We start from the raw sequence: 26,616 nt of genomic DNA on the forward strand, positions 1-26,616 counted from the left end.
CAACGAGAGGAAACTCCCCATGGACCCGAACACCGGTCTCTCCGAACCGTTCGCCCCCGCCGGCCTCCCGCCTCGGGCGGGCAAGCCTCGCGAGAACGGCCTCACCATGTTCATGGACTCCGGCATCTCGCTCCCCGAGCAGCGCGGACTCCTCGACCTGTTCGGTCAGCACGTGGATGCGGCGAAGATCCTGACGACGACCGCAGGGCTCATCGACGGCGACCTGCTGCGCGCGAAGATCTCGGCCTATCGTGAGGCAGGTGTGAAGCCCTTCCCCGGCGGGATGTTCGCCGAGTACGCGTTCAGCGTCGGAACCGTCGAGGCCTACCTGGATGCCTGCGTCGAGGTGGGCTTCCCCCTCGTCGAGATCTCCCAGAACATCACCGACGCGGGGCCCGATGGTCGCCGTGCTCTGGTCGCCGCTGCACGCGCTCGCGGCCTAGAGGTCCTCGGCGAGGTCGGTGGCAAGACCGGCCATGTGGGGGCTGAGGCGATGGCCGCAGAGGCGAGGGACTTCCTCGACGCCGGGGCATGGAAGGTCCTCGTCGAGGCGCGGGAGTTCATCGCCGCTGACGGAGCATTCGACAGGGAGCTGTGGGACGGCCTGGCGCAGCGCGTCGATGCGAGCAGCCTGTGGGTCGAGCTGCCGGGGAGCTGGATTTCGAACGTGCACAACTACCAGGTCTACGAGACGATGGTCTGGCTAGTCACGCACGTGGGAACCGAGGCGAATATTGCGAACGTCGACTCGAGGGACGTGATGAAACTCGAGACGATCCGGCGCCGCATCGGGCCCAATATGCACGGCCTGCTGAGCGAGAGCCCCGCTGCGAGGGTGCGCCTGCGGCGCTGAAGCAACTGCAGCGCCGGTTGAGGGGGCGCGTGGCCGAAGATTCCAGGGACTTTCAACGGGGCCGGCTCAACACTTCACGGAACTCTGAGGATCGAGACTATCGCCCGACGGTTCGGAATCCGGCGTTGCCCATCGAGGTTCTCGGTGGCGAAGTGGCCCTGCTAGTTGTTCGCGCGCCAGGCGCCTCCGGCGTCCGGCTTCTCATCACCCCAGGATGCTTCCTCCCCTCGAGGCCGCCCCGGGACGCGTACTCCCACTCCGCCTCGGTCGGCAGGCGTCTTCCTGCCCACTCACAGTAGGCGAGCGCATCGTTGTGCGACACGTGGACGACCGGGTGGTCATCCCGTCCGTCGAGGCCGGAGTTCCTGCCGCCGCGCAATCGGACGTCACGCGCGGCCTCCTCCGGGAACGGTGAAGCATGCGTACACGCGTTCATCGGATGGCCGGAGCCCATTCGCAGCGACCTCACGGGCGGCACAGGCGAGTTCATCGCGAACGGTGCGGTACGCGGGATCGGGAGCAAAGTTCCGCCTCTCGGTCGGATCGGCCACGGGGTCCGCGAGGAAGAGGTCGGCGTCGTCGTCGGCCGTCCGCTGTCCTTGGAGGCGGGTGGTGAGATCAAGTCGATAGCGGTCGGTCCTCACGCAGATGCGCTGCGGCCACCCGAACCGTTTTCCAGCGTCCCCTTGCCGTGATTCGGAAAAGCTCGGCTCGCCGCCGCTCCGTACCCGATGCCGCTGATGTGGAGCGGGTATGGATCGTCAGTGCGCAGATCCCCGCCTCCGATGTCGGCCGGGGTATCCACATCCGCGGCGGCTAGCAGTGTGCGGTCCACGTCTGCGTTGGACGCGAGATCCATCCGCCGCGAGCCCGGCTGGGTCTCGTCGCTCGACCAGACGATCAGGGGCACGCGGGCGCTCGCCGGGGCGAACGTGTGCTTGCCGAAGGATCCGTCCTCGTCGAGATGCGCGCCGTGATCGGCAGTGAGGAGCATGGTCAACCGGCCGAGGCTCTCGGTGCCGGAGATGGCGGCCGTGATCCTCCCTGCCTCAGTATCCAACCACGCCACGGCGCCGTGATACAGCACCCCGCGCGCGGTGCACCTCCTCGGCGGGCATGTCCGGGCCGCGGGTGATCTCGGAGAACCGCCGCTCGAAGGAACTCTCCGCATGGGGCAGCGGTACGGCCTCACCGAAGTCGACGTCCTCGTATCTGCTCGCCGACGGCTCCGGAACGACCACGGGGGTGTGAGGCTGCAGGTACGACGCGCGGACGAAGCTCTCGACCCGGTCGCAGTCGTTACCATTCACCTGGTCAAAGCCCGGACGTGTGATCGCGGTAGCCTTCCAGGATGGTCGTTGGTGCGGGGATTGCGTCGTCTCGGCCCGGGGGTGCGTTGCCGGTCCTGTCCGATGTCGCCGCGCGCGCGGGAGTCAGCGTCTCGACGGTGTCCCGGGTGTTGACGGGCAGGACGCCGGTCAGCCCAGCCTTGCGGGCGCGCGTGATGGACGCGGTCGCGGAGCTCGGGTATCGGCCCAATGCGGCCGCGCAGGCGTTGGTGAGTGGCCGGCGTTCCACGGTCGCCGTCGTCGCGCGCAACACCTTCCGGTTCGGATATGCAGCCACCCTGCACGGGATCGAGGAGGCTGCCCGGGCGGCCGGCATGGTGGTGAACATCGCCGTCGTCGAGACGGGTGATGCGGCGGAGATTCACCGGACCGTCGACCTGGTGATGGGCCAACCTCTTGCGGGCGTGATCGTGATCGAGTTCGACGCCGTGGGCACCAGCACCCTCGAAGCGTTCCCGGAATCGATTCCGGTCGTCGCTGCCGCTGGTGCGCGCAGGCGGCGGGGTGCCCGTCCCCACGCGTTCCTCGACGATGCCGAAGGTGGCAGGGTGGCGACCGAGTACCTCCTCTCTCTGGGGCATCGCACTGTGCACCACCTGGCGATACCCAGGACGAGGGCGCGCAGCGGCCGCACCGAGGGGTGGCGCCAGGCGCTCCGTCAGGCCGGAGCGCCTGTCCCGGCGATCACGCAGGCCGATTACTCGCCCACATCCGGCTATTTCGCGGTTCAGTCGTTGATCGGGCGCTCCGATGTCACTGCGATCCTGTGTGGGAACGACGAGCTCGCGATCGGCGCCGCGCGCGCACTTCAGGAACGCGGGGTTCGCGTCCCGGCGGATGTCAGCCTGGTGGGGTTCGACGATCAGCCATTCGCGCAGATGTGGGTTCCCGCGCTCACCACGGTCGCGCAGGATTTCGCCGATCTCGGGCGCAGGACCTTTCGCCTGCTGGAGGAGTGGCTGAACACGGGGACTCCTCCCGCGGACTCATCTGTCGCCCCGACTCTCGTCGTGCGGGACAGCACTGCTCCGCCCTCACACTGACAGGTTGCGTGGCTCGTCGCCGCCGGGTTCGTCTGCAGTTTCTGACCAACGTTTGCAGATCCCCGTCATTCGCTGTAACTTTTTGACCAACGTTTGCAGAGCGCGCGTCGTGGCGAGCAGAGAGCATGGTCTTCGGTTGAGTACAGCACTGGTCAATGTCGACACTCCGGAAGGTGGCGCGGTCGAGACCCCGCCCCGCGTCCGTCTCGCGGCGGCGGGCGTCGCGATGATCGTCGACCTCCCCCCGGACTCGCTTCCGGTGATCGTCCACTGGGGCGCTGACCCTGGCACGCTCGACGGCGAGGAACTTACGACGATAGCCGCGGTCACCCGCCCGGCGCTGGCGACCAACGGCGTCGACGCACCACGCCCGGTTTCGCTGCTCCCCGAGGGATGGACCGGCTGGACCGGCACGCCCGGTCTCTCAGGGCACCGCCGAGGAGAGGACTGGTCGCCGCAATTCCACCCCACCTCGGTTGTCGTCGACATGAAAGAGAATGCCGGGGGCCGCATCGGCGTCCGCGCCACGGACGAGCACATCCAGGTCGGGATGTCGCTCGACATCGAAATGCTTGCCTCCGGGCTCGTCCGGCTGAGGGCCGAGGTGGAGAACCTCGGCTCCACCGGATACACCGTGGATGCCCTCCAGCTGGCGTTGCCGGTCCCCACGCGCGCGGACGAGATCCTCGACCTCGCCGGCCGCTGGGCGAAGGAGCGAGTGCCGCAGCGGCGTCCGTTCACCGTCGGGGCCCACCTGCGTGAGGGGCGTCACGGACGCACCGGGGCGGACGCGCCGACCGTTCTCGTCGCAGCCGAGGATGGCATCGACTTCGACCGCGGCGATGCGTGGGGTGTGCATGTCGGCTTCAGCGGCAATCACCGCAGCATCGCCGAGCGCGCCTTCACGGGTGAGCGACTGCTCTACGGCGGTGAGTTGCTGCTCCCGGGTGAGATCGAACTGGAACCTGGCCAGGTATACAGCACCCCGTGGGTTTACGGGGCTTTCGGTCGTGGCCTGGACGAATTGGCTGCCCGCTTCCACGACTACCTCCGGTCACGTCCGCACCACCCAAGGACCGCGCGCCCTGTGGTGATGAACGTATGGGAGGCGGTGTACTTCGAGCACGACCTCACTCGCATAATTCCCTTGGTGGACTTGGCCGGGCGGGTCGGGGTGGAGCGCTTCGTGCTTGACGACGGATGGTTCGGATCGCGACGCGACGACGGTAGCGGGCTCGGCGATTGGGTCGTCGCGTCCGATGTGTGGGGCGCGGGGCGCTTCGAACAACTGGTGCAGGCGGTGAAACAGCGCGGGATGGAGTTCGGGCTGTGGTTCGAGCCCGAGATGGCGAATCTCGACTCGGACTTGGCGCGTGCGCACCCGGAGTGGCTGCTTCAGGTTCCGGGGCGCCTGCCGGTGGAGGCACGGCATCAGCATGTGCTCGATCTCACCCATCCCGGAGCCTTCGACCACGTCCGGGACAGCATCGTCCGTCTTGTGCACCGGTATGGCATCGACTTCATCAAGTGGGATCACAACCGCGACCTCGTGGATGCCGGCTCCACTCGTACTGGGCGTGCGGGCGTGCACGCCCAGACTCTCGCGACCTACCAGCTTCTCGATGAAATCCGCGTTGCCTGTCCCGGCCTGGAGATCGAGTCGTGCTCGTCGGGCGGAGCACGCATCGACCTGGGCATTCTTGAACGAACCGACCGAGTGTGGGCATCCGACTGCATCGATCCGCACGAGCGTCAGCAGATCCAGCGGTGGACCGCTCAGCTGCTGCCGCCCGAACTGGTCGGCAGCCACATCGGATCCGAGCGGGCTCACACCACCGGTCGAAAGAACGACCTCGGGTTCCGCGCGGCGACATCCGTCTTCGGCAGCCTCGGTGTGGAATGGGACCTCTCCGTAGCGGGCGAGGACGAACTCGAGGAGCTCACCGCGTGGATCGCCTTCTACAAGGAGGTGCGGGACCTCGTGCACACCGGCAGGGTGCTGCGACGGTCGCTCGAGCGCGGGGACGTATGGCTGACAGCGGCTGTCGCCCAGGATCAGTCCCGCGCGCTGTATCAGGTCGTCTTGCGAGAGCGCCATATCAGCTGGCCGGTGGGCGCCGTCCGACTGGACGGGCTGGCTCCAGCGCGCCGGTATCACGTCCGGGCGGCGGGGCCGGAAGCGAGCGGCGCCCTGGATCCGCGCACCCATCCCCAGTGGTGGCGTGACGGGTTCTTCGCCACCGGTGCTGTGCTGGGAGAGGTCGGCATCCAGATTCCGGCTCTGAACCCAGACCAGGCGATCCACATTCTCGTGGAGCAGCACCCGTGAGCCTGCCACGCACTCCGACGACGACGCGTCGGCGGCCGCGCTCCGACCTTCGCGTGGCGTTGTGGTTCATCGCCCCGGCGTCCCTCGGCCTCGTGGCCTTCTACCTCGTGCCCGCACTGCGCGGGCTGTGGTTCAGCTTCACCGATCAGAATCTGATCGGAGCGGGAACGTTCACCGGGGTCGAAAACTACACCCGCATGATCTCCGACCCGCTGTTCTGGAACTCGCTGTGGGTCACCGTCGAGTACGTCGTGATCAACATCGGCGTCCAGACCGTCTTGGCCCTGCTGCTGGCCGTACTGCTGCACAGGCTCACGCGCTCCGTCACCATCCGCGGTCTGATACTGCTGCCCTACCTTGTCGCCAACGTGGTCGTGGCCATCGTCTGGTTCTGGATGGCGGACTATTCGACTGGCATCATCAACGTCGCGCTCGATGCGCTGGGATGGGATCGGATCGCATTCTTCGGAGACCCGGCGACGGCGATACCGACCATTGCCCTCATCAACGTGTGGCGGTTCGTGGGATACACGGCGCTGCTGCTGTTCGCAGGGCTGCAGATGATCCCGGGCCAGTACTACGAAGCCGCCTCACTGGACGGCGCGTCCGAGTGGCGGATGTTCTGGACGATCACACTTCCTCTGCTGCGCCCCGTCCTCGCACTGGTGATGGTCATCACGGTCGTCGGCAGCTTCCAGATCTTCGACACCGTAGCCGTCACAACAGAAGGCGGCCCCGTGAACGCGACACGGGTGATCTACTACTACATCTACCAGCAGGCGTTCGAGCGCTTCGACCTCGGCTACGCGAGCGCACTCTCGGTGTTCCTCGTGGTGATCCTGTCGGCGATCGCCTACTTCCAACTGAAGATCATGCGGTCCAACCGCTCGGATCTGGCTTGAGGAACCCTCGATGACTCTCACCACAGATCGTGTCGACATCGACCCCGAAACTGTCGTGGCGCCGGCCACCCCCCGCCGCCGGCCTCGCCGCAACAGATGGGGGCGCATCGCAGCCTGGGTCAGCCTGGCCGTGGTCATGCTGATCACGCTGTTTCCGTTCTACTGGATGCTGCGCACCGCGCTCTCCAACAACAACGCCCTCTATCTGGACCCGGGCAACCTCTTGCCGGCAGATCCCTCGCTAGGCGGGTTTCGGCGGGTTCTCGGACTTTCTACTCCCGAGGAGGCCGCCGCGGAGGGAGGCACGACCGGATCCATCAACTTCTGGTTGTACCTGCGCAACTCGGTCATCGTGGCCACTGTCATCACCGTCGGCCAAGTGCTGTTCTCATCGATGGCGGCGTACGCGTTCGCGCGACTGACGTGGAAGGGCCGCGACGCGGTCTTCTTCGCCTTCCTCACCGCGATGATGATCCCGCCGATCTTCGTGCAGTTGCCGAACTTCATCCTGATCCGCGACCTCGGCCTGCTGAACACCTTGGCCGGGATCATCCTCCCTTTCTTCTTCATGACCCCGTTCGCCATCTTCTTCATGCGTCAGTTCTTCCTCGGCATTCCGCGGGAGGTCGAGGAGGCCGCGATGATCGACGGCGCGGGGCACGCCCGCCTGTTCTTCCGCGTCCTGCTGCCGATGTCCGCGACGCCGCTGGTCACCTTGTCGTTGCTGACCTACATCACGGCGTGGGGCGAGTACTTCTGGCCCCTCCTGGTCGGAAGGGCCGAAGAGGCCCGCGTGCTGACCGTGGCGCTCGGGATCTTCCGCGCGCAGACGCCGCAGACGGGCCCCGATTGGGCGGGTCTCATGGCGGGGACGCTCATCGCCGCGTTGCCCGTGCTCGTCCTCTTCTTGATCTTCGGACGGAGGTTCGTCGACAACCTCGGTTATTCCGGCATCAAGTAGGCGCGCGCGAGGGGCGCGCGAAGCCATCAACCCGCACCAACTCATCTGAAGGAACGAACTGCAATGTCGCACTCCACCCCTGTCACCCGCCGACTCGCACTCGGCATAACAGTCGCGGCCGTGCCCGCGCTGTTGCTCGCATCCTGCTCCGGCTCGGGTCCAGACCCGGCCGCCGAGGACACGTCGATTACGTATTGGCTGTGGGACTCGAACCAGCAGCCCGCGTACCAGCAGTGCGCGGATGACTTCGAGGCCGAGTCGGGGATCTCGGTCAAGATCGAGCAATATGGTTGGGCGGACTACTGGCAGGGCCTGACCACCGGCTTCGCCTCCGGGACTGCTCCGGATGTCTTCGCCGACCACCTGTCGTACTATCCCGAGTTCGTCTCGCAAGGTCAGCTGTTGGATATCTCGGACCGCGTCGAGGAAGACGATGTCGACCTGTCGATCTACCAGGACGGCCTCGCCGAGCTCTGGGTCGACCAGGAAGGCGGCCGGTACGGTCTGCCGAAGGACTTCGACACCGTTGCGATGTTCTACAACGAGTCGATGGTCGCCGACGCGGGCTTCACTCCCGAGCAGCTCTCGGGACTGGCATGGAGCCCGGACGGCTCGGGTGCCTTCGAGGAGCTGATCGCTGCGCTCACGGTTGACGCCAACGGCGTGCACGGCAATGAGCCAGGCTTCGACCCGAGGAATGTCGATATCTACGGTCTCGCCCTGAGCGGGAACGGCCTGAACGCTTCGGGCCAGCAGACATGGGCGCCGTACGCGCTGGGCAACGACTGGTACTTCGGAGACACCACGCCATGGACCACGGAGTGGAACTTCGACGATCCTCGGTTCGTCGAGACGATCGAGTGGTACAAAACGCTGCAGGAACGTGGCTTCATGCCGTCTGTGGACATCGCGCTCTCAGAGGCGGATCCGCTGAACGGCTACCTCGCCGGACGCTACGCGCTGGTGACCGATGGCAGCTGGATGAACGGCTCCTACCTCGGCCAGTCGGACGTTCCCACGCAGGTTGCGCCCACGCCCGTCGGCCCGAGCGGACAGCGTGGCAGCGTCTTCAACGGTCTCTCCGACGCCATCTGGGCCGGAACCGATCAGCCCGATGAAGCCTGGGAGTGGGTCAAGTACCTCGGCTCCACGGCGTGTCAGGACGTGGTCGCGAAGGACGCGGTGGTGTTCCCGGCGATCAAGACCTCCACAGAGATCGCCACTGCGGCATTCGCTGAGAAGGGATGGGACATCTCCGGCTTCACCGTTCAGGTCGACGACGGAACCACGGCTCTCCTGCCGATCGCGGACCACTGGTCCGAGATCAACGACACCGTGACGGCCGCCGTCGAGTCGTTCCTGCAGGGCAGTGCCGACAGCACCGTCTTCACCACAGCCAACGACAGCGTCAACGCGCTGTTCCAGTAAGTCTGCGGGGCGGCCGGAACCTCCGGCTGCCCCCAGGGCGACTCCGCGCGGAGTCGTCGATTCGTGGTCCTCCCCGCAGACGCGCGGCCGACAGGACCGCGATCCGTAGCGCCGAGACTCCGACGTTACGGCCAGCCAGCACGAACCCCAAAGGAGTGGAACGAATGTCAACGCAATTGAAGAGACGCGCAGGAGGGCTGCTGCTGGTCACGGCCTTGGCCGCAACAGCGGCACTCGCAGCGACCTCTCCCGCCGCGGCGGCAGCCGACACGCTGTCCGTCGACTTCGGCGACTCGACGGGCAAGGTCCACGGTGGCGCAGCAGGCTACCTGTACGGGCTCGGCGATCCGGGCGTCCCCACGACCGCAGTGGTCGCCGGCGCCGGCGTCCGCCACGTCACTCAGATGCCGGAAGGCGGGCTACAGCATCCCAACGGGGGCGCGCTCACCAACTCGCCGGACTTCTTCTCGTCGGGTGGCGAGGAGATATACATCAACATCCAGGATGACTACGCGCAGTGGCCTTACGCCGGAAACACCTATCCCGGACAAGTGGAGTATCTGACGCACGTCCAGACCGTGGTCCAGAAGGTCGCCGACGTCACGGCCCCGGAAGACTACGACCGATACATCTTCACTCCATTCAACGAACCCGACTGGATCTGGTACGCGGACTGGTCGACCCGGAAGGACCAGTTCCTCTCCGACTGGTCCGCCGCCTACGATCTCATCCAGAGCATCATGCCGGGCGTGCGCGTAGCGGCGATGGGCGACTCGTACTGGCACGCCGACCGGACCCGCGACTTCCTCACGTACGCGAAGGCCAATGATCAGCTGCCGGATGTGTTCACTTGGCACGAGCTCTGCGATTGCTCGCTTCAGTATTTCCCCGGCAACCTGGCGACCTACCGCGCCATCGAAGATGAGCTCGGGATCGATGACATCCCGGTCAACATCACGGAGTACGCACTGCGACGCGACACCGGTGTGCCGGGACGCATGATCCAGTGGATCTCAATGTTCGAGCGCGAGAAGGTCGACGCGCAGGTGGCGTACTGGTCCCAGTCCGGCAACCTCGATGACCATGTGGCTCAGGTCAATGGCGGTAACGGCGCGTGGTGGCTTCTCAAGTGGTACGCCGACCTGACAGGAGACACCGTTCAGCTCACGCCGCCAGCGCCGAACCAACCCGGCACACTGCAAGGCACCGCTGCAGTCGACGAAGAGAACAAGACTGCGACCGTGCTGTTCGGTGGTGGCACGACAGACGCCGAGCTGGAGTTCAGCGGGCTCGACAGCGACGTCTTCGGCGCGCAGGTGGACATCCTGGTCCAGCGTACGCAGTTCAGCGGCCAGGAAGGGTTCGCTGAGCAGCCGCCGGTCATCAAGGCCGAACGGATCGCGCTCGACGGTGCGGGCGGAGGGGTCGTCACCGTTCCGAACGGGGACCCGATGGACGCGTACCGCGTGATCATCACGCCCGCCTCAGGGTCCGCACCCACTCCCGATGCCGCATGGCAGACGCGCATCGAGGCGGAAGCGACGGCGCTGGCGGGTGGCGCGACCATCACCACCCTGGCGGCCAACGCCCAGGCGACCTCTGGCCAGAAGGACGTGCGCGGGTTCACCAACGCTGCGGCCTCGGCGACTTGGTCGGTGGACGTTCCGCGCGACGGCGCCTACCTGCTCGGCATCCAGTACGGCACGAGCGATCGCCCGGACGGCACGAACATGAAATCCGGCCGCCATGCACTGTTCGTGGACGGCGGTCTCGGCGAACTCGTCCAGTACTCGTCCACGCTGAGCAACACCTATAAGGGTCGCGTCGAGGTGCCCGTTACTCTCACTGCGGGCATGCACTCGCTGTCGCTGCGCGCGAGCCAAGACGGCAGTGCGGCACTTCCGGGCAGCAATGTCGCGCTCGACCGGTTCGATCTCACGGAGGTGAACGCCGCTGAAACCTCGTCGTACCCGGCATCGCTTGCGCGCTTGTCCGGCGGAGCGGTACATAGCCGGGGCGAAGGCCACTTCGGCGGAGGAGTGAATCTCGGCGCCGACGGCAAGGCGGCGTTCTACCTGGGTGCGGCGAACGACGGATACTACGATCTGGTGATCGAGTACGACACCGGCGCTGCCGCTCAGCTCGACGTGCAACTCAACGATCGCGCGATCGGCTGGCTCGGCGCAGACGCAGCTGGAGGCTGGAGGACGCAGGCGACCGTTCACCTGGCCCAGGGGATCCAAGAGCTCACCATCGCCGGACCGGATGTCACGGTTCGCGGTGTCACGCTAGTGCGAAACTCGTCAGCGGACTCGCGCGTCACGACCATCCAGGCGGAGGACCCGTCAGTGGTCCGTTCCGCCGGGACCACGGTGGAGACGCCGGCGGCGACCTATGGGTCCAACGTGCAGGGCCAGTACGTCGGCTGGATCTCGGCGGGTCGTACGTTGACCCTCCCTCGCCCTGCTGCAGGAACCGAACCCGGCCAGTACAACTTGCTGGTTCGATTCGCCAACGCCACGCGCAACACCACCCACCCGTACAACACGGACGGCATCAGTCGAGTTGCCAACATCACGGAGGTCGGGGGTGAGAACACCGCGACGGGGTACTTCCGGTACAACTACAGCTATTTCAACTTCTGGTGGCAGAACGTACCGATCGATCTCACGACCGCGGAGGGCGCCATCGTCGTCGGCAACCCGAGCGGTGATGCGCCGAACATCGACGCCTTTCAGATCGCACCGTTGGTCGCCGCCGTCGTGAACGAGAGGACGGACGCCGACAAGGTCAAGCCGGTCGCCGCACTCGTGGCCCCGACAACGGCCGGCCCGTTCAGCCAGCTGAACGTCCAGGTCGACGCCACCGATGACCGCGGCCTCGATCGCGTGGTGGCAAACATCTACAGCAACGGCAAGCTGGTCAAGAGCACGCAGACGGCGGCCAACGGAGCCAAGGCGGCAACGCACACGGCGACGGTGACGCTGCCGGACGGCACCTACTCGGTCAAGTACAACGCCGCCGATCTGGCGGGCAACATCGCCAAGACCGGGACGTTCGATGTCACGATCGATGCGACGAAGCCGAAAGCGACGATCAAGGAAGGTACATCCTTTACGGTGAAGACCGGCGACACCTACGATCTGATCTCGTTCAAGCTCAGTGACGCCGGGAAGATCGACAAGGTCGAATTGAACGGCAAGGTGAAGGATCTGACCGACAACGCATGGTCGGACCTGAACTACATCGAGCCGCCCACATTCGGCGCTGCGCAGGGTGTGAACACGCTGATTGTGTTCGACGTCGCGGGCAACACCGAAACGTACACCTTCACGCTCAACTGACGCTCGCTGGCGAAGCGCCCGACCTGTTCGACAGGTCGGGCGCTTTTCTTGTGCGCGATAGCCACGCCGACGGACATCTCGCGGATCTCCAGTCGCTTGTCTGCGACTTACTCAGACCACGCATCTGAAGCCCGCCCACGACCCACTGGCCTAGAGTCTGCTCCAGACCGGGACGTTGAAATTGTCCCGAACGAGGTAGGACTCCAGCTCGCCGCGGTTCCACTCGGCGAACACGTCGGCGATCTCGGCCGGGGTCTTGCCGGTGCCGCGCCGGATGAGGTCGTAGGCCTCGGCGATGAGCTGCATGTCGGCGTACTCGATGCCGTTGTGCACCATCTTGACGAAGTGCCCGGCGCCGTCGTGGCCGATGTGCGTGACGCACGGCTCGCCCTCGGCGACCGCCGCGATCGACTTCAGGATCGGGCCGAGTGTGATCCACGACTCATCCGAGCCGCCGGGCATGATCGACGGGCCGAGGAGGGCGCCCTCCTCGCCGCCGGAGATGCCGGCGCCGACGAAGTTGATGCCGGTCTCGCGCACAGCCTTCTCACGGCGGATCGTGTCGGTGAACAGCGCGTTGCCGCCGTCGACGATGATGTCGCCGGGCTCGAACACGTCCACCAGCGCGTTGACCACGGCATCCGTGCCCGCGCCGGCTTTGACCATGATGATCGCCGTCCGCGGCTTCTGCAACGAGGCGGCGAACTCCTCGTACGTCGCGGCCGGGACGAACTCGGCTTCGGGGTGGGCGGCGACGAGGTGGGTGGTCTTGTCGTGACTGCGGTTGTAGATCGCGACGGTGTTCCCTCGCGGCTGGCGAGGGTGCGGGCCAGATTCGAGCCCATCACCGCCAACCCGACGACGCCGATGTTCGCGCTCGTCGGCTGCGACGTCGGGGCCGGTGGGCGTCGGTGCCGGGCGGGGGACGTCCTCGGGTGCCGGACCTTCCCTCGTGCTCCAGCGCAGAACCGGGAGTGTCGTCCCGATCGGTCGAGATGTTCAGGGGCGCGTGCGTCACGTGTGGTCCTGTCTCTCAATCTGCGGCGTCGCGCGGCGCGGATGCGGCGGACGAATGTGCAATCGGTTTCCTATCCAGGATTTCCGAATGAATAACCCCAGTATGCGAATGAGGCGATAATCTGGCAATCGGTTGCACAAACTCCTGCTGCTGGGTAGAGTCTCCACAAGTTCACTCGGCGATGGCTGCCGAGGCCCAGGAATCAGAGAGGATCACGACGAATGACCGATGCCCAACCGATCGCGTGGAATCTGTCCGGCTTCGGCGACGAGATCGATCCGAACCCCGAAGTGCAGGTGGCAGTGTTACAGGCGCTGGGCGCCCGCTTCATCGAAGTGCGCAGCGCCTGGGGAGTGAATGTCGTCGACCTCGACGACGCACAGCTTGCGGCGCTGAAGGCGATCCTCGGGAAATCCGGCATGGGGGTGTCGGCGATCGCATCGCCGATCGGCAAGGTCGGCCTCGACGGTGACCCTCAGGATGAGGTCGGTCGCCTGCTGCGCGTCATCCGCGTTGCGAAGGAGCTCGGCACGTCCAGCATCCGGGTGTTCTCACTCTTCCTCGAGGGCGCGGCTCACGACGATGCCCGGAGTGCGGTGCTGGAGCGGATGTCGCTGCTTGCTGCCGCAGCCGCCGATGCGGGCGTGACTCTGCTCCACGAGAACGAGAAGGGCATCTACGGCGACACACCCGACCGGGTGCTCGACATCGTCCAGTCCGTCGGGTCGCCGGCACTCCGTGTCGCGTGGGACAGCGCGAACTTCGTGCAGGTCGGCGTCACTCGTCCGCACGACGAGGGCTACGCGCAGCTGCGCCCCTACCTCGACTACCTGCAGGTGAAGGACGCGGTCTCCGCGACGGGCGAGGTCGTGCCCGCCGGCGAGGGCGACGGACAGGTGGCCGATACGATCCGGGCGCTGGCGGCGGACGGCTACACCGGCTTCGCATCGCTCGAACCCCACCTCGCCAGCTCCCATGACCTCGGCGGATTCTCGGGAGCCTTCGCGTTCGGCGAGGCCGCGCGAGCCTTCCGCCGAATGGCGGACGACGCCGGCATCGCCCTGCGCTAGCCAGCCAGTCCCACGCGACGCATCCACTCACTCACTCAGACGGATTCAAGGAGACACATCACATGAGCGACACGGTTCGCCTCGGCATCATCGGACTCGGCGCTCAAGGCTCGATGTATGCCGGCTTCATCGCTGAAGGCCGCGTGCCCGGCATGACGATCGGCGCGATCGCCGACACCGACCCCGCCGCACTGGAGGTCGCACGTACGCGCTACCCCGACGTGCCCACCTACACCGACCACCTCGCGCTGATGGACTCCGGCGACGCCGACGCCGTCATCACGTGCGTCCCGCACTTCCTGCACCCCGAGATGGCGGTCGACGCGCTGGAGCGTGACCTCCACGTCCTGGTGGAGAAGCCGGCCGGAGTCTACGCCGGCCAGGTCTCCCGAATGAACGAGGTCGCGGCCGGCAAGCCTCACCTTCGCTTCGCGGTGATGTTCAACCAACGCAACAACCCGCTCTACCAGCGCATCAAGCAGATCGTGGATGCCGGCGAGATCGGCCGCATCATCCGCTCCAACTGGATCATCACGACCTGGTGGCGGCCTCAGGGCTACTACGAGCAGAGCGCGTGGCGCGCGACGTGGGGTGGCGAGGGTGGGGGAGTGCTCGTGAATCAGGCACCGCACCAGCTCGACCTGTGGCAATGGATCTGCGGGGTGCCGGCATCCGTCTTCGCAAAGGTGTCGTACGGACTGCAGCGCGACATTGCCGTCGAGGATGAGGTCACGGTGCTCGCCGACTTCGGCCAGGGATCCACAGGCGTCTTCGTCACTGCCACGCACGACCTCGTCGGCACGGATCGATTCGAGATCCAGGGCGACGCCGGCAAGATCGTCGTCGAAGGCAGTCGCATCGCCGTCGTGACGCGCCTGAACAGTCCCGAGCGCGAACTCAGTGACGGGATGGGCATGGACGACGTGCGACGCCTGTTCATGGGCGAGCTCGATGCCTCGACCCTCTACACGCAGGAGACGATCGAGTTCCCGTCGGCGTGGGGTGAGCAGCACGTCGGCGTGCTCGCGAACTTCGCCGCGAGCATCCTCAACGGGACAGAGCTCATCGCGCCGGGCGCCGACGGCATGCTCGGAGTCCGCCTCGCCAACGCCATCCATCTGTCGAGCTGGACCGGACGGGAGGCTCCGATCGACTTCGACGACGGCGAGTTTCTGGAGCTGCTCAACGAGCGCATCGCAGACGAGGGCCTCTATCCCGTCCGTCAGGCGACGGCATGAACCCGTTGCGAATCGCCCTGGTCGGTGCCGGCGTGATCGCCCGCACGCATGCCCGCATCGGCGTCGCGCACGAAGATCTCGTGCTTGCGGCGGTCATCGACTCGACGCTGCCCGCCGCCGAGGCCCTCGCCGCCGAGACGTCCCCACCAGCCGGCACGCCGGCTGTTTTCGGGTCGCTCGCAGAGGCTCTGAGAGCGGCATCCTTCGATCTCGTCGTGATCACGACCCCAAGCGGGACCCACGCGCAACTCGCGGAAGAGGCGCTCGACGCAGGCTGTCACGTCATCATCGAGAAGCCTGTCGACATCGACCTCGACCGCGCGCGCAGGCTCGCCGCGCGCGCGGAGCGGTCCGACCGTGTCGTCAGCGTGATGACGCAGCGCCGGTTCGCCCCGGCGGTGCAAGCCGTCTCACGTGCGGTGCTCGACGGCCGCTTCGGCGCGGTCACCTCGGGCACGGCGACGCTCGCCTGGTGGCGCGACGACGCCTATTACGACTCGGCCGCCTGGCGCGGCACCTGGGCCAGCGACGGCGGCGGCGCGCTCATGAACCAGGGCATCCACACCGTCGATGTGCTGCTCTCGCTCATGGGGCGGCCGGTGACGGTCGTGGGGACCGCGGTGACCGTCGGTCACGACCGCCTCGAGGTCGAAGACGTCGCAGGCGCGGTGATCACGTTCGAGAACGGGGCCGTCGCGACCCTCCTGGCGAGCACCGCCGCGTTCCCCGAGAACTCCACGCGCATTCAGGTGCACGGCACCCGCGGCTCCGCGTACCTGCAGGACGGACTTCTCGAGTACTTCCACGCCGACGACGCCCACGACGGCTCGCCCCGCGGGTGGGGTCGAGTCGGCAATCAAGCCGGGCGCGAGGTCGGATCCGCAGACCTCCCCGGCGGCGGGAGCCTCGTGCCCGACCTCTTCGAGGACCACCTGCGGCAGTACGAGGACGTCATCGACGCGATCCGCGCCGGGCGCGAGCCCGCCGGATCGATCGGCGACGCCGTACAGGCGCTCGCGGTGATCATCGCCGTCTACGTCTCCAGCGCGCTCGGGCACCCGGTGCGGGTGGAGGACGTGCTGGACGGCAAATACGAACAGATCGACTACAAGAACACCAGGAGGATGACATGGCACGCATAGGCGTCCAGGCCATGATGCTCAAGGCGAGCGTCGCAGAAATCGGTGCGTTCGAGACGCTCCGCCGTGTGCGTGACATCGGATACCGCGCGATCGAGGTCTCGCAGATCCCGATGGTGGAGGAGAACATCGCCCAACTGGAACGCGCGAAGGATGAGCTCGGCATCGATATCGCCGCGCTCTCGGCAGGGCTCGCACCGCAACCAGGCGGAAACGACTCGCTCGAGGAGGACCTCGACAAGATCGTGGCGGACAGTCACCGCCTGGGCGCCGAAATGGTGCGGATCGGGATGCTGCCCTTCGAGGCGATGGGGTCGCTTGAGCTGCTGCTCGACTTCTGCGAGCGCACCGATGCCTACGCCCAGCGGCTGGCCGATTCCGGCATCCGCCTCTATTACCACAACCACCACGTCGAGTTCGCTAAGTTCGACGGTCGCCTCATGCTCGACATCATCGCCGACCGCGCCCCGCACGTCGGCCTCGAGCTCGACGTGCATTGGCTGCAGCGCGGCGGGGTGAACCCTGTATCGGTCATCGAGCAGTACGCGGGGCGCGTGCGGATGGTGCACCTGAAGGACTACCGCATCGGAAAGCTGCCCGACAGCGCCTTCGAGGCGCTCGCGAAGGGCGACATCGCGGGTTTCATGACGGCGTTCGCCGGCGTCGTGCAATTCGGTGAGGTGGGGGAGGGCAACCTCGACTTCGCCTCGATCATCCCCGCATCGATCGCCAGCGGGGCTGAGTACCTGCTGGTGGAGCAGGACGACCTCTACGGCCGCACCGTCTGGGAGGCGCTGCAGACATCGCACGACAACCTCGTCTCACTGGGGTTCTCCGACCTGTTCTAGAGCGTCGCTCGGGATGCGAGCAATCGCTTGCAGCAACCGCTTCCTCTGAATCTCAGAGGAGGCGGTTTCTTCCCATAACGGCGCGCAGAAATGGCGATGGCAATCGGTTGACAAGATGGCCGATCACCGACATGCTGAGGTCATGTCACGGACGACCCAGATCACGGCAGCCGCGCTCATGCCGGCTGACGAGCGCACACGCGAGATCGCTGAGGAGCTCTACCAGGAGGTCGTCGCGGCGCCGATCATCTCCCCCCACGGACACGTCGACCCGGCGCTTCTGCTGGACGACGAGGCCTTCTCCGATCCGACGAACCTCCTCGTCCGGCACGATCACTACGTCACGCGGCTGCTGTTCGCGTCGGGTGTGTCGTTCGCCGAACTGGGTCTCGATGACGCGCACCCGGCGGATCCGCGGGCGGTGTGGCGCCGACTGGCGGAGAACTGGCACCGGTTCATCGGTACGGCGAGCGGGTATTGGCTGCAGCGTGAGCTCGCAAGCCTGTTCGGCGTGGACGAGGAGCTGTCGGCAGACAACGCCGACGAGGTCTACATCCGCATCGCGGGGGTGCTGTGCGAGACCGACTTCCGTCCGCGGGCCCTCTTCGACCGCTTCGGCATCGAGGTGCTCGCGACGACCGACGACCCCCTCGACGATCTCGCGACGCACCGCGCGCTCGCAGCCTCGGACGCGGTCGCGGGGCGCGTTATCCCGACGTTCCGCCCCGACGCATATCTTGACCCCGCCGGAGCCGGCTTCGCCGACCGGGTGCAGAGACTGCTCGATGCAACAGGCCGACCCGGTTCGTTCGACGGCTACCTGCGCGCGCTGGAAGACCGTCGCGCGCACTTCATCGCCAACGGTGCGGTCTCGACCGACCACGGCGTGCTCGAGCCGTTCACCGCCGATCTCTCGAGCGACGACGCCGAGCGTCTGTTCCGCGGAGCCCGAGAGGGTCGCCTCGACGAGGGTCAGCAGCGGCTGTTCCGCGGCCACATGCTCTTCCAGATGGCCCGGATGAGCGTGAACGACGGCCTAGTCATGACGATCCACCCCGGCGTGAGCCGCAACCACCACGAGCCGACCTTCGCGGCATTCGGACCCGACACCGGACACGACATCCCAGTGCGCACCGAGTACACCCAGAATCTCCGGCCGCTGCTGAACGCGTTCGGCACGGCACCCGGCTTCCACGTCGTGCTGTTCGCCGTCGACGAGACGGTCTACTCGCGAGAGGTGGCGCCCCTCGCGGGCTTCTACCCGAGCGTCTTCATCGGAGCGCCGTGGTGGTTCCTCGATGCGCCCGACGCGATCCTCCGCTTCCGCAGCGCCGTTACCGAAACCGCGGGCCTCTATCGCGGCAGCGGCTTCATCGACGATACGCGCGCGTTCCTCTCGATCCCGGCTCGCCACGACATGGCCCGGCGCCTCGACTCCGCCTTCCTCGCGCGCCTCGTGCGAGAAGGCCGCGCAAGCCTGCCGACAGCTCGGCGCATCGCGCGCGACCTCGTCGACGCCATTCCGCGAAAGGCGTTCAAGCTGTGACCGCGCTGCCTCTCGACGACCGCTCCCTCGTGCAGCGCGGCGGGCCGGCACGCCCCGGCAGGGTGCGCATCGTGCACCTCGGACTCGGCAACTTCCATCGCGCACATCAGGCCTGGTACACGGCTCATTCGACGGATGCCGCGGACTGGGGCATCGCCGCCTTCACGGGGCGCTCGCCGCTCCAGGCCGAGCTGCTGCAGCGGCAGGACGGGCTTTACTGCCTCGTCGTGCGCGGCGATGACGGCGATCAAGTCGAAGTGGTGCCGAGCATCCTCGAGGCGCACGACGCGTCCCGTATTGACCGGCTCGTCGAATTTGTCGCCGATCCCGCGGTCTCGATCGTCACGCTGACGGTGACCGAGGCCGGCTATCGCCTCACGGGTGCGGGTGACCTCGACCGCTCCGACCCCGTCACGCGCGACGACATCGCCGAGCTCGCCCGCACCTTCGCGGCTGGACGACTGACGTCTGCGGCGCCCCAGGCGGCGCTCTCCCGCCTGCTGGTCGGGCTCGAGGCCCGCCGGCGCGCAGGTGGTGCCCCGATCGCGATCGTGCCGTGCGACAACATCCCGAACAACGGCGCCTACGTCGGGCGAGGGCTCCGCGCACTCGCCGCCGAGGTATCGGCGGAGCTGGCCGAATGGATCGCCACCCACGTGTCCTTCGTCGGCACGTCCGTGGACCGCATCACCCCCCGCATCGAAGGGGAGGTCGACGCCGTGCGAACCGCCGGCTGGATCGATCGGTCGCCCGTCGTGACCGAACCGTTCTCGGACTGGGTCCTCTCCGGCGACTTCCCCGCGGGGCGACCCGCGTGGGAGACGGCCGGCGCGCGCTTCGTCGAGGACCTCGAGCCCTGGGAGAACCGCAAACTGTGGCTCCTCAACGGCGCCCACAGCATCCTCGCCTTCTCCGGTCTCGTCCGCGGTCACGAGACCGTCTCGACCGCGATCGCCGACCCCGACTGCCGAGCACTCGTCGAAGAGTTCTGGGACGAGGCGGTGCAGCTGCTCTCCGAGGAGATCGAGACCGTCGACTACCGCCGTGATCTGCTCGACCGCTTCGCCAACCCTCGGATCGTGCACCGTCTCACGCAGATCGCGGGGGATGCCACGACCAAGGTCCGCTATCGTTTCGCGGCCGTGGCCGAGCGCACTCTCGCACGAGACGGTGCACCGACCGGGTCGGCGCGCGCGCTCGCGTCGTGGATCGGGGGCCTGCGCCGCGGCGTCGTCCCCGCTGACGCCTTCGACGGCGAGATCGCGCGCGCTCTCGACGGCTCCGCGCCCATTCCGGCTCTCACCGACCTCGCGTCACCCCGCCTCGCGAGCAACGACGTGTTCCTCGGACTCGTCGCCATGGCAGACCAACCCACCACCGCATTGAGCGGCGCCCCGGCGTCCTCATGACCACAGGAGATCACATGCGTGCAACACCCGACCGCCGGGCGGTCCGTAATGACTGAGACGAGCAAGCCGCTGGACGCCACGCAGGCGCAGCGCACCTACGGGACCGAAACCGGCACGACGCGCGTCGACAAGGTGAAGGGCCGTGGCGGCGGCCTTGTCGCCCTCGCGTTCGCGAGCATCGTCGACGGCTTCGAAGGCGGGCTCGTCAACACGCTGTTCCCGGTGATCCGCGACTCCCTCGGCCTGCAGACAAGTGCCCTCGGCATCCTGACGGCGATGAGCCGCTTCGCCCGCATGCTTTTTGGCCCGATCTGGGCGGCGCTCGCCGACAGGTACGGACGCAAGCGGGTCCTGTTCATCGCGACGGGTCTCTGGGGTCTGTGGACCATCGCCGCCGGGTTCGCGCAAGACTCGACGCAGCTGTTCATACTCTACGGGATCGGCGTGATCGGCACCGTCGCGAGCGAGCCGATCACCAACGGCCTGATCGTCGACATGTACCGCTCCAAAGAGCGCGGCCGGGCGTTCGGCACCGTTCGGACGATCGCCGTGTTCGCATCCGTCTTCGCGACGCCTCTGATCGGCCAGTTCGCGAACGTCGAAGACGGCTGGCGCTACGGGATGTTCGCGATGGGCGGCATCAGCGTCGTGTCCGGCATCCTGATCCTTCTGCTCGTGCACGAGCCGAAGAAGCACACGCCCGTCGGCGCGATCGACCCCGACGCCATGAAGTTCAACTGGCGCGACGCCGCAGGTCTGCTCAAGAACCGGACCATCCGGTTCATGGCGATCCAGGTGATGCTCACCACGAGTCTCGTGCTGTTCGCCTTCTTCATCGTCTACTGGGTCGATGAGCGCGGATGGGCCACTGCGGACGCAGCTCTGCTGATGTCGGCATACATGCTCGGCGCAGTCATCAGTAGCTTTGCCGGCGGCCTCCTCGGCGACTGGTTCGAGAAGAGGTTCGGCTACAAGGGCCGCGTCATGATGATGCAGGGCTATCTCGTGGCGTACGCGCTCTCGACCGCGCTGCTGTTCCAGATCGACTGGGGCACGGGAGTCGCCGTGTATGTCGCGGTGTTCGTGACAGGCCTACTCAGCTCGCTCGGCCACCCGGGAGCCGTGCTGCCGATCGTGGGGTCCGTCGTCCACAAGAGCGTGGTCGCCACCGCGTACGCACTGATCTTCTCGTTCGTGCAGGGTCTGTTCGCCGCTCTGTTCAGCCTTGTTTTCGGCTTCCTCGCCGACTCGCTCGGCCTGCAGGCGCTGATGTTCTGGCTGATCTCGGTTCCGTACGCCATCAACGCCGTGCTGTGGACGATCATGTACCGCATCTACCCGAAGGATGCCGCGGCGCAGCGTGCGCTCGACGAGCAAGAGGAAGCGGAACTCGCCGCGACTCCCGCGTCCGTCGGGTCAGGCGAACCCGACGTCTGCGCCTGAAGCGACTCCACTCACTCGACACATCAGTACACACGATCCAGGAGGACTCCGATGCTGAAGCCCCGTTCCGCTGCCACAGGCGAGGTCGTCCGTCTCGACGGACTGTGGCGCTTCGCGCTCGACACGACGGTGGGCGACACCCCGTGGACCACGACGCACGACACAAAGCGGAGGCGCCCGTGCCCTCCGGCTACAACGATCTGTTCGTCGATGCCGCCATCCGCGACCACGTCGGCTGGGTCTGGTACCAGCGCCAGGTGCGCGTGCCTCGAGGCTGGTCGGGGGAGCGCGTCTTCGTGCGAGTGGATGCCGCGACCCACGAGGGCCGGGTCTATGTGGGACGACCAGCTCCTCGCCGAGCACGTCGGCGGATACACGCCCTTCGAGGCCGACGTCACGGAGTTCGTGCGACCCGGTGAAGAGTTCCGGCTCACGGTCAGAGTCAACAACCAGCTGTCGAACGTGACGATCCCGCCGGGGTCCGTCACGATAGACGACCGAGGTCGCAAGAAGCAGACGTACCTGCACGACTTCTACACCTACGCCGGACTCGCACGCTCGGTGTGGCTGTACAGCGCCCCGGCAGTGCGGGTCGATGACATCACCGTCGTCACCGGTGTCGACGGAGTCGACGGCGTGGTGGCCTACGAAGTCGCCACGACCTCCGACACCGACGTGCGGGTGCAGATCCGGGATGCCGCCGGCAACGCGGTCGGCGCGGCCGAAGGTGCGCGAGGCGAGGTTCGCATCCCCGAGGTGAAGCTGTGGCAGCCGGGCGCGACGTATCTCTATGAGTTCACCGTCGAGATCGTCGAGGGCGGCGAGCTCGTCGACACGTACCCGCTCGCAATCGGTGTGCGCACCGTCGAGGTGAAGGGTAATCAGTTCCTCGTCAACGGCGAACCGTTCTACTTCACCGGCTTCGGTAAGCATGAAGACACCCCGGTGCGGCAAGGGGCACGACGATGCCTACCTCGTCCACGACTTCGAGCTGATGAAGTGGATCGGCGCCAACTCGTTCCGCACGTCTCACTATCCCTACGCGGAAGAGGTTCTGGAGTACGCCGACCGACATGGCATCGTCATCATCGACGAGACGGCGGCCGTCGGGCTGAACTATTCCGTCATCGGGGCTTCGGGGATCCGGTGGTTCCGACCTTCGGACCCGACACCGTCAACGATGAGACGAAACGGGCGCATGTGCAGGCGACTGGTATGTCGACACCGGCGACCTCGAGGCCGCCGAGAGTCACCTCGAGGCGGAGCTGCGCGGTTGGGAGGCCACGTACGGCAAGCCGATGATCATGACGGAGTACGGCGCCGATACGGTCGCCGGACAGCACTCGGTCTTCGGGCAGCCGTGGACCGAGGAATACCAGGTCGACTACCTCGACATGAATCACCGGGTGTTCGACCGCATCGACTCGTTCGTCGGTGAGCAGGTGTGGAACTTCGCCGACTTCCAGACCGCCGTGGGCATCATGCGCGTCGACGGGAACAAGAAGGGCGCCTTCACACGCGACCGCAAACCGAAGGCAGCGGCGCATGTGCGCCGCCGCCGCTGGACCCTACTCGGAATGTAAGGCACAGAAATGATCATCGAAAAGGCAGAAGTCATCGTGACCAGCCCCGACCGCAACTTCGTCACGCTCAAGCTCACGACCGACGATGGATTCACCGGGCTCGGCGACGCGACCCTGAATGGTCGTGAGCTGGCCGTGGTCACCTACCTGACCGAGCACGTGGTGCCGCTGCTGATCGGTGCCGATGCGTCGCGGATCGAGGACACTTGGCAGTTCCTGTACCGCTCGGCGTACTGGCGGCGGGGCCCGGTCACGATGGCGGCGATCGCCTCGGTCGACATGGCGCTCTGGGACATCAAGGGCAAGGCGGCCGGGATGCCGGTGTACCAGCTGCTCGGCGGCGCTTCGCGCAACGGCCTGATGGCGTACGGGCACGCGTCCGGCAAGGAGCTGCCCGAGCTGTTCGACTCGATCCGCTCCCACCAGGAGCAGGGCTACAAGGCCATCCGGGTGCAGACCGGTGTCCCGACGCTGAAGGCGATCTACGGCATCGCCGCGCAGGGCGCCGACGTCGGTGACGCGACGGTCCGCTACGACCACGAGCCGGCGCGCCGCGGCGCGAAGCCCGTCGAAGAGGACTGGGACACCCGCGCCTACCTCAACCACCTGCCGGGCGTGTTCGAGGCCGTCCGCAATGAGTTCGGCCCCGACATCCCGCTGCTGCACGACGGTCATCACCGGATGACGCCGATCCAGGCGGCGCGGCTCGGCAAGGACCTGGAGCCGTACGACCTGTTCTGGCTGGAGGATTGCACGCCGGCCGAGAACCAGGAGGCTCTTCGCCTGGTGCGCCAGCACACCACGACGCCGCTCGCGATCGGCGAGATCTTCAACACGATCTGGGACTTCAAAGACATCATCCGCGACCAGCTCATCGACTACGTCCGCGGGGCCGTCACCCACATGGGCGGCATCACGTCGCTGAAGAAGACGCTCGACTACGCCGCGATGTACCAGATCAAGTCGGGCATGCACGGGCCGACCGACATCTCGCCGGTGGGAATGGCCGCGGCGATGCACCTCGGGCTGTCGATCCACAACTTCGGCATCCAGGAGTACATGAGGCACGGTGCCAAGACCGACCAGGTGTTCCAGCAGTCGTTCACCTGGACCGACGGCTACCTGCACCCCGGCGACAACCCCGGTCTCGGTGTCGAGCTCAACGTCGATGAAGCCGGCAAGTACCCCTACGCGCAGGCCTACCTGCCGTACAACCGCCTGCTCGACGGCACCGTGCACGACTGGTGAGCGGAAAGACCCGGATGCTCGCACCAGATGGCGACGCGACGGCACCCGCCATCGTGGTGATGGGAGTGTCCGCGTCGGGCAAATCAAGCGTCGCTGCCGGTCTGTCAACCTCGCTCGGCATCGACTGGTTGGATGCGGACGATCTTCACCCGGCGGCGAACGTGGCGAAGATGGCATCGGGGCGCGCGCTCACCGACGACGATCGGTGGCCCTGGCTCGACCGCGTCGCAGAGGAACTCGCGCTCGGCGCGGCCGCTGGCGGAATTATCGTGGCGTGCTCGGGGCTACGCCGCGCGTATCGCGATCGCCTTCGCTCACAGGCGCCGCACGCAGTCTTCGTGCACCTCACCGGAACCCCCGAGTTGTTAGTGGACCGCGCCAAGGCCCGCACCGGTCACTTCATGCCGGCGACCCTGCTCGCGTCGCAGCTCGCATTGCTAGAGCCGCTCGCGGCGGATGAGGCCGGCGTCGAGATCGACATCGCTGCGCCGGTGCCCAGTATTGTCGAGAAGGCACGCAGGTGGATGGAGTTGCATGGCGAGTGACGTGGGGGCGGACCGTACGAGCCGGAAAGGCGGTGCGGCCACGATCTACGATGTCGCCGAGCTGGCAGGGGTGAGTCCGTCTACGGTGTCACGTGCGCTCGGCAAACCAGGGCGCATCAGTGCCGCCACCGAGACGCGCATTCGCGCGGCCGCCGAGCAGCTGAACTTCCGCATCAACCCGGTGGCCCGCGCGTTGCACACCGGAAGAACCCATACGCTCGCGCTTGTCGTGGCCGACATCACCAACCCCGTGATCTTCGATATCGTTCGCGGGGCCGAGCAGGCCGCCAGCGCGGGGGGATACACGCTTGTCATCGCCGAGTCGCAAGAGTCTGGGGAGGCAGAGACTGAAGCCGTTCGGCGCCTCCTGCCGAGCGTCGACGGCGTGATTCTCGCCACGACGCGCCTCGCGAACCCCGTCATCGCTGAGCTCGCGCGACAGAAGCCGCTCGTGCTCATCAACCGCGCCGTGGACGGTGTCGCGGCCATCCTCCCGGACGTGAAGGAGGGAGTCGCAGCTCTCTTGGATCACCTCTTCGACCTCGGCCACCAATCCATCGCGTATCTTTCAGGCCCCGCGACCTCGTGGGTGAGCGCACGGCGCTGGGAGCATCTGCTGGAGCAGTCCGAGCAGCGGGGGATTGCGGTTGTCGAGATCGGACCGAACGCGCCGACCATTGATGGCGGCCGCGCAGCGATCCGCCGGGTGCGCGCGGCGAACGCGACCGCTGTCGTTGCGTTCAACGACCTCATCGCGATCGGACTGATGCAAGGTCTTGCAGATGCCGGCATTCAGGTTCCCGATGAACTGAGCATCGCGGGATTCGACGATATCTTCGGCAGCGAGCTGATCGTCCCCGCCCTGACCACCGTTCGCAGCCAGCTCGAGCTCGCGGGAAAGCGTGCGACGTCGCACCTTCTTGCGCAGCTGCGTGGCGACGAGGCGAGCGTGGAGGAGGAGTTGTTGTCGACTCAACTCGTCGTTCGTGGTTCGACCGCGAGCAGCCCGGCGCTCAAGAGAGACGCAGGTCCGCGCGATCAGCTGTCAACGATGTCCTGAAACCCGACACCACCGTCACCGCCAGCTTAGAAGCCCCCGAACCGTTGGAAACACTGGGATCGCGGGGCTTTCGCTCTGCCCCGGAATGGGCGTGTCATGTCTCAGGACATCGGTAACGGTTGTGGGTCAACACATCGGTGACGCTTCGGCGGTCGTTGGTGGTGACAGTTCTCGGCTCTATCTGTGAGGGATGAGCCCGGTTGAGCCTGTTGATCCTCGTGTCCGTGTGGCGATCGCGCAGTGGCCGCCGGACGCGCCGC

At 66.6% G+C, this 26,616-nt stretch carries 19 protein-coding genes and 3 pseudogenes; 19 read left to right on the forward strand and 3 right to left on the reverse strand.

Annotation, left to right across the window (positions count from 1 at the left end; translation table 11 throughout):
• Positions 1-19: 19 nt before the first annotated feature.
• Positions 20-853 (forward strand): phosphosulfolactate synthase, encoded by an 834-nt coding sequence (locus tag MRBLWS13_RS14620; protein ID WP_349426064.1) that lies wholly within the window; start codon positions 20-22, stop codon positions 851-853.
• Between the two features lie 200 nt (positions 854-1,053).
• Here the strand turns inward: MRBLWS13_RS14620 and MRBLWS13_RS14625 are convergent.
• Positions 1,054-1,226, reverse strand: a pseudogene (locus MRBLWS13_RS14625) (SUMF1/EgtB/PvdO family nonheme iron enzyme); the annotation flags it as partial.
• A 267-nt stretch (positions 1,227-1,493) separates the two neighbouring features.
• The gene (locus MRBLWS13_RS14630) at positions 1,494-1,922 is read right to left on the reverse strand and encodes a sulfatase-like hydrolase/transferase (RefSeq protein ID WP_349426065.1); all 429 of its coding nucleotides are present in this window, start codon (positions 1,920-1,922) and stop codon (positions 1,494-1,496) included.
• A gap of 282 nt (positions 1,923-2,204) precedes the next feature.
• On the opposite strand from MRBLWS13_RS14630, the gene MRBLWS13_RS14635 reads away from it, so the two are divergent.
• The 6 genes from MRBLWS13_RS14635 to MRBLWS13_RS14660 all read left to right on the forward strand — a co-directional run bounded on the left by MRBLWS13_RS14635 (position 2,205) and on the right by MRBLWS13_RS14660 (position 12,209).
• Complete coding sequence (locus tag MRBLWS13_RS14635) at positions 2,205-3,245, forward strand: LacI family DNA-binding transcriptional regulator (protein ID WP_349426066.1); 1,041 nt, start codon at positions 2,205-2,207, stop codon at positions 3,243-3,245.
• Positions 3,246-3,297: 52 nt separating this feature from the next.
• Positions 3,298-5,574, forward strand: a complete 2,277-nt coding sequence (locus MRBLWS13_RS14640; protein ID WP_349426067.1) for an alpha-galactosidase — start codon at positions 3,298-3,300, stop codon at positions 5,572-5,574.
• Entirely contained in the window at positions 5,571-6,476 is a 906-nt protein-coding gene (locus tag MRBLWS13_RS14645) for a sugar ABC transporter permease (RefSeq protein ID WP_349426068.1), read from the forward strand. Before MRBLWS13_RS14640 ends, MRBLWS13_RS14645 begins: the two co-directional genes overlap by 4 nt.
• Positions 6,477-6,486: 10 nt before the next feature.
• Positions 6,487-7,437 carry a carbohydrate ABC transporter permease gene (locus MRBLWS13_RS14650; protein WP_349426069.1) on the forward strand — a complete coding sequence of 317 codons (951 nt, stop codon included), beginning with the start codon at positions 6,487-6,489 and terminating at the stop codon, positions 7,435-7,437.
• Between the two features lie 63 nt (positions 7,438-7,500).
• Entirely contained in the window at positions 7,501-8,865 is a 1,365-nt protein-coding gene (locus MRBLWS13_RS14655) for a sugar ABC transporter substrate-binding protein (RefSeq protein WP_349426070.1), read from the forward strand.
• 164 nt (positions 8,866-9,029) lie between these two features.
• A complete protein-coding gene (locus tag MRBLWS13_RS14660; RefSeq protein WP_349426071.1) occupies positions 9,030-12,209 on the forward strand; it encodes a hypothetical protein in 3,180 nt (1,059 codons plus the stop codon).
• A 189-nt stretch (positions 12,210-12,398) separates the two neighbouring features.
• On the opposite strand, the pseudogene MRBLWS13_RS14665 reads toward MRBLWS13_RS14660, so the two are convergent.
• Positions 12,399-13,054: pseudogene (locus MRBLWS13_RS14665) on the reverse strand (NAD(P)-binding domain-containing protein); the annotation flags it as partial.
• A 394-nt stretch (positions 13,055-13,448) separates the two neighbouring features.
• Here MRBLWS13_RS14665 and MRBLWS13_RS14670 point away from each other — a divergent pair.
• The 12 genes and pseudogenes from MRBLWS13_RS14670 to MRBLWS13_RS14725 all read left to right on the forward strand — a co-directional run bounded on the left by MRBLWS13_RS14670 (position 13,449) and on the right by MRBLWS13_RS14725 (position 26,356).
• Complete coding sequence (locus MRBLWS13_RS14670; protein WP_349426072.1) at positions 13,449-14,297, forward strand: sugar phosphate isomerase/epimerase family protein; 849 nt, start codon at positions 13,449-13,451, stop codon at positions 14,295-14,297.
• A 62-nt stretch (positions 14,298-14,359) separates the two neighbouring features.
• Positions 14,360-15,535, forward strand: a complete 1,176-nt coding sequence (locus tag MRBLWS13_RS14675) for a Gfo/Idh/MocA family oxidoreductase (protein WP_349426073.1) — start codon at positions 14,360-14,362, stop codon at positions 15,533-15,535.
• Entirely contained in the window at positions 15,532-16,677 is a 1,146-nt protein-coding gene (locus MRBLWS13_RS14680) for a Gfo/Idh/MocA family oxidoreductase (protein WP_349426074.1), read from the forward strand. Before MRBLWS13_RS14675 ends, MRBLWS13_RS14680 begins: the two co-directional genes overlap by 4 nt.
• Positions 16,665-17,522, forward strand: coding sequence for a sugar phosphate isomerase/epimerase (locus MRBLWS13_RS14685; protein WP_349426075.1), 858 nt, complete (start codon positions 16,665-16,667; stop codon positions 17,520-17,522). The genes MRBLWS13_RS14680 and MRBLWS13_RS14685 overlap by 13 nt, the downstream gene beginning before the upstream one ends.
• A gap of 142 nt (positions 17,523-17,664) precedes the next feature.
• On the forward strand, positions 17,665-19,068 hold the full coding sequence (uxaC, locus tag MRBLWS13_RS14690; RefSeq protein ID WP_349426076.1) for a glucuronate isomerase: 1,404 nt from the start codon (positions 17,665-17,667) through the stop codon (positions 19,066-19,068).
• A complete protein-coding gene (locus MRBLWS13_RS14695; protein WP_349426077.1) occupies positions 19,065-20,477 on the forward strand; it encodes a mannitol dehydrogenase family protein in 1,413 nt (470 codons plus the stop codon). The genes uxaC and MRBLWS13_RS14695 overlap by 4 nt, the downstream gene beginning before the upstream one ends.
• Positions 20,478-20,525: 48 nt before the next feature.
• Positions 20,526-21,920: an MFS transporter gene (locus MRBLWS13_RS14700; protein WP_349426078.1), complete on the forward strand. Its 1,395-nt coding sequence runs from the start codon at positions 20,526-20,528 to the stop codon at positions 21,918-21,920.
• 333 nt (positions 21,921-22,253) lie between these two features.
• A pseudogene (locus MRBLWS13_RS14705) lies at positions 22,254-23,025 on the forward strand (glycoside hydrolase family 2 TIM barrel-domain containing protein); the annotation flags it as partial.
• A 160-nt stretch (positions 23,026-23,185) separates the two neighbouring features.
• Positions 23,186-23,503 (forward strand): glycoside hydrolase family 2 TIM barrel-domain containing protein, encoded by a 318-nt coding sequence (locus MRBLWS13_RS14710; RefSeq protein WP_349429075.1) that lies wholly within the window; start codon positions 23,186-23,188, stop codon positions 23,501-23,503.
• Positions 23,504-23,512: 9 nt separating this feature from the next.
• Entirely contained in the window at positions 23,513-24,751 is a 1,239-nt protein-coding gene (manD, locus tag MRBLWS13_RS14715; RefSeq protein ID WP_349426079.1) for a D-mannonate dehydratase ManD, read from the forward strand.
• Positions 24,748-25,296 (forward strand): gluconokinase, encoded by a 549-nt coding sequence (locus tag MRBLWS13_RS14720; RefSeq protein WP_349426080.1) that lies wholly within the window; start codon positions 24,748-24,750, stop codon positions 25,294-25,296. Before manD ends, MRBLWS13_RS14720 begins: the two co-directional genes overlap by 4 nt.
• Complete coding sequence (locus MRBLWS13_RS14725) at positions 25,286-26,356, forward strand: LacI family DNA-binding transcriptional regulator (RefSeq protein ID WP_349426081.1); 1,071 nt, start codon at positions 25,286-25,288, stop codon at positions 26,354-26,356. Before MRBLWS13_RS14720 ends, MRBLWS13_RS14725 begins: the two co-directional genes overlap by 11 nt.
• Positions 26,357-26,616: the final 260 nt, after the last annotated feature.

It is taken from the genome of Microbacterium sp. LWS13-1.2, assembly GCF_040144835.1.
Lineage (GTDB): Bacteria > Actinomycetota > Actinomycetes > Actinomycetales > Microbacteriaceae > Microbacterium.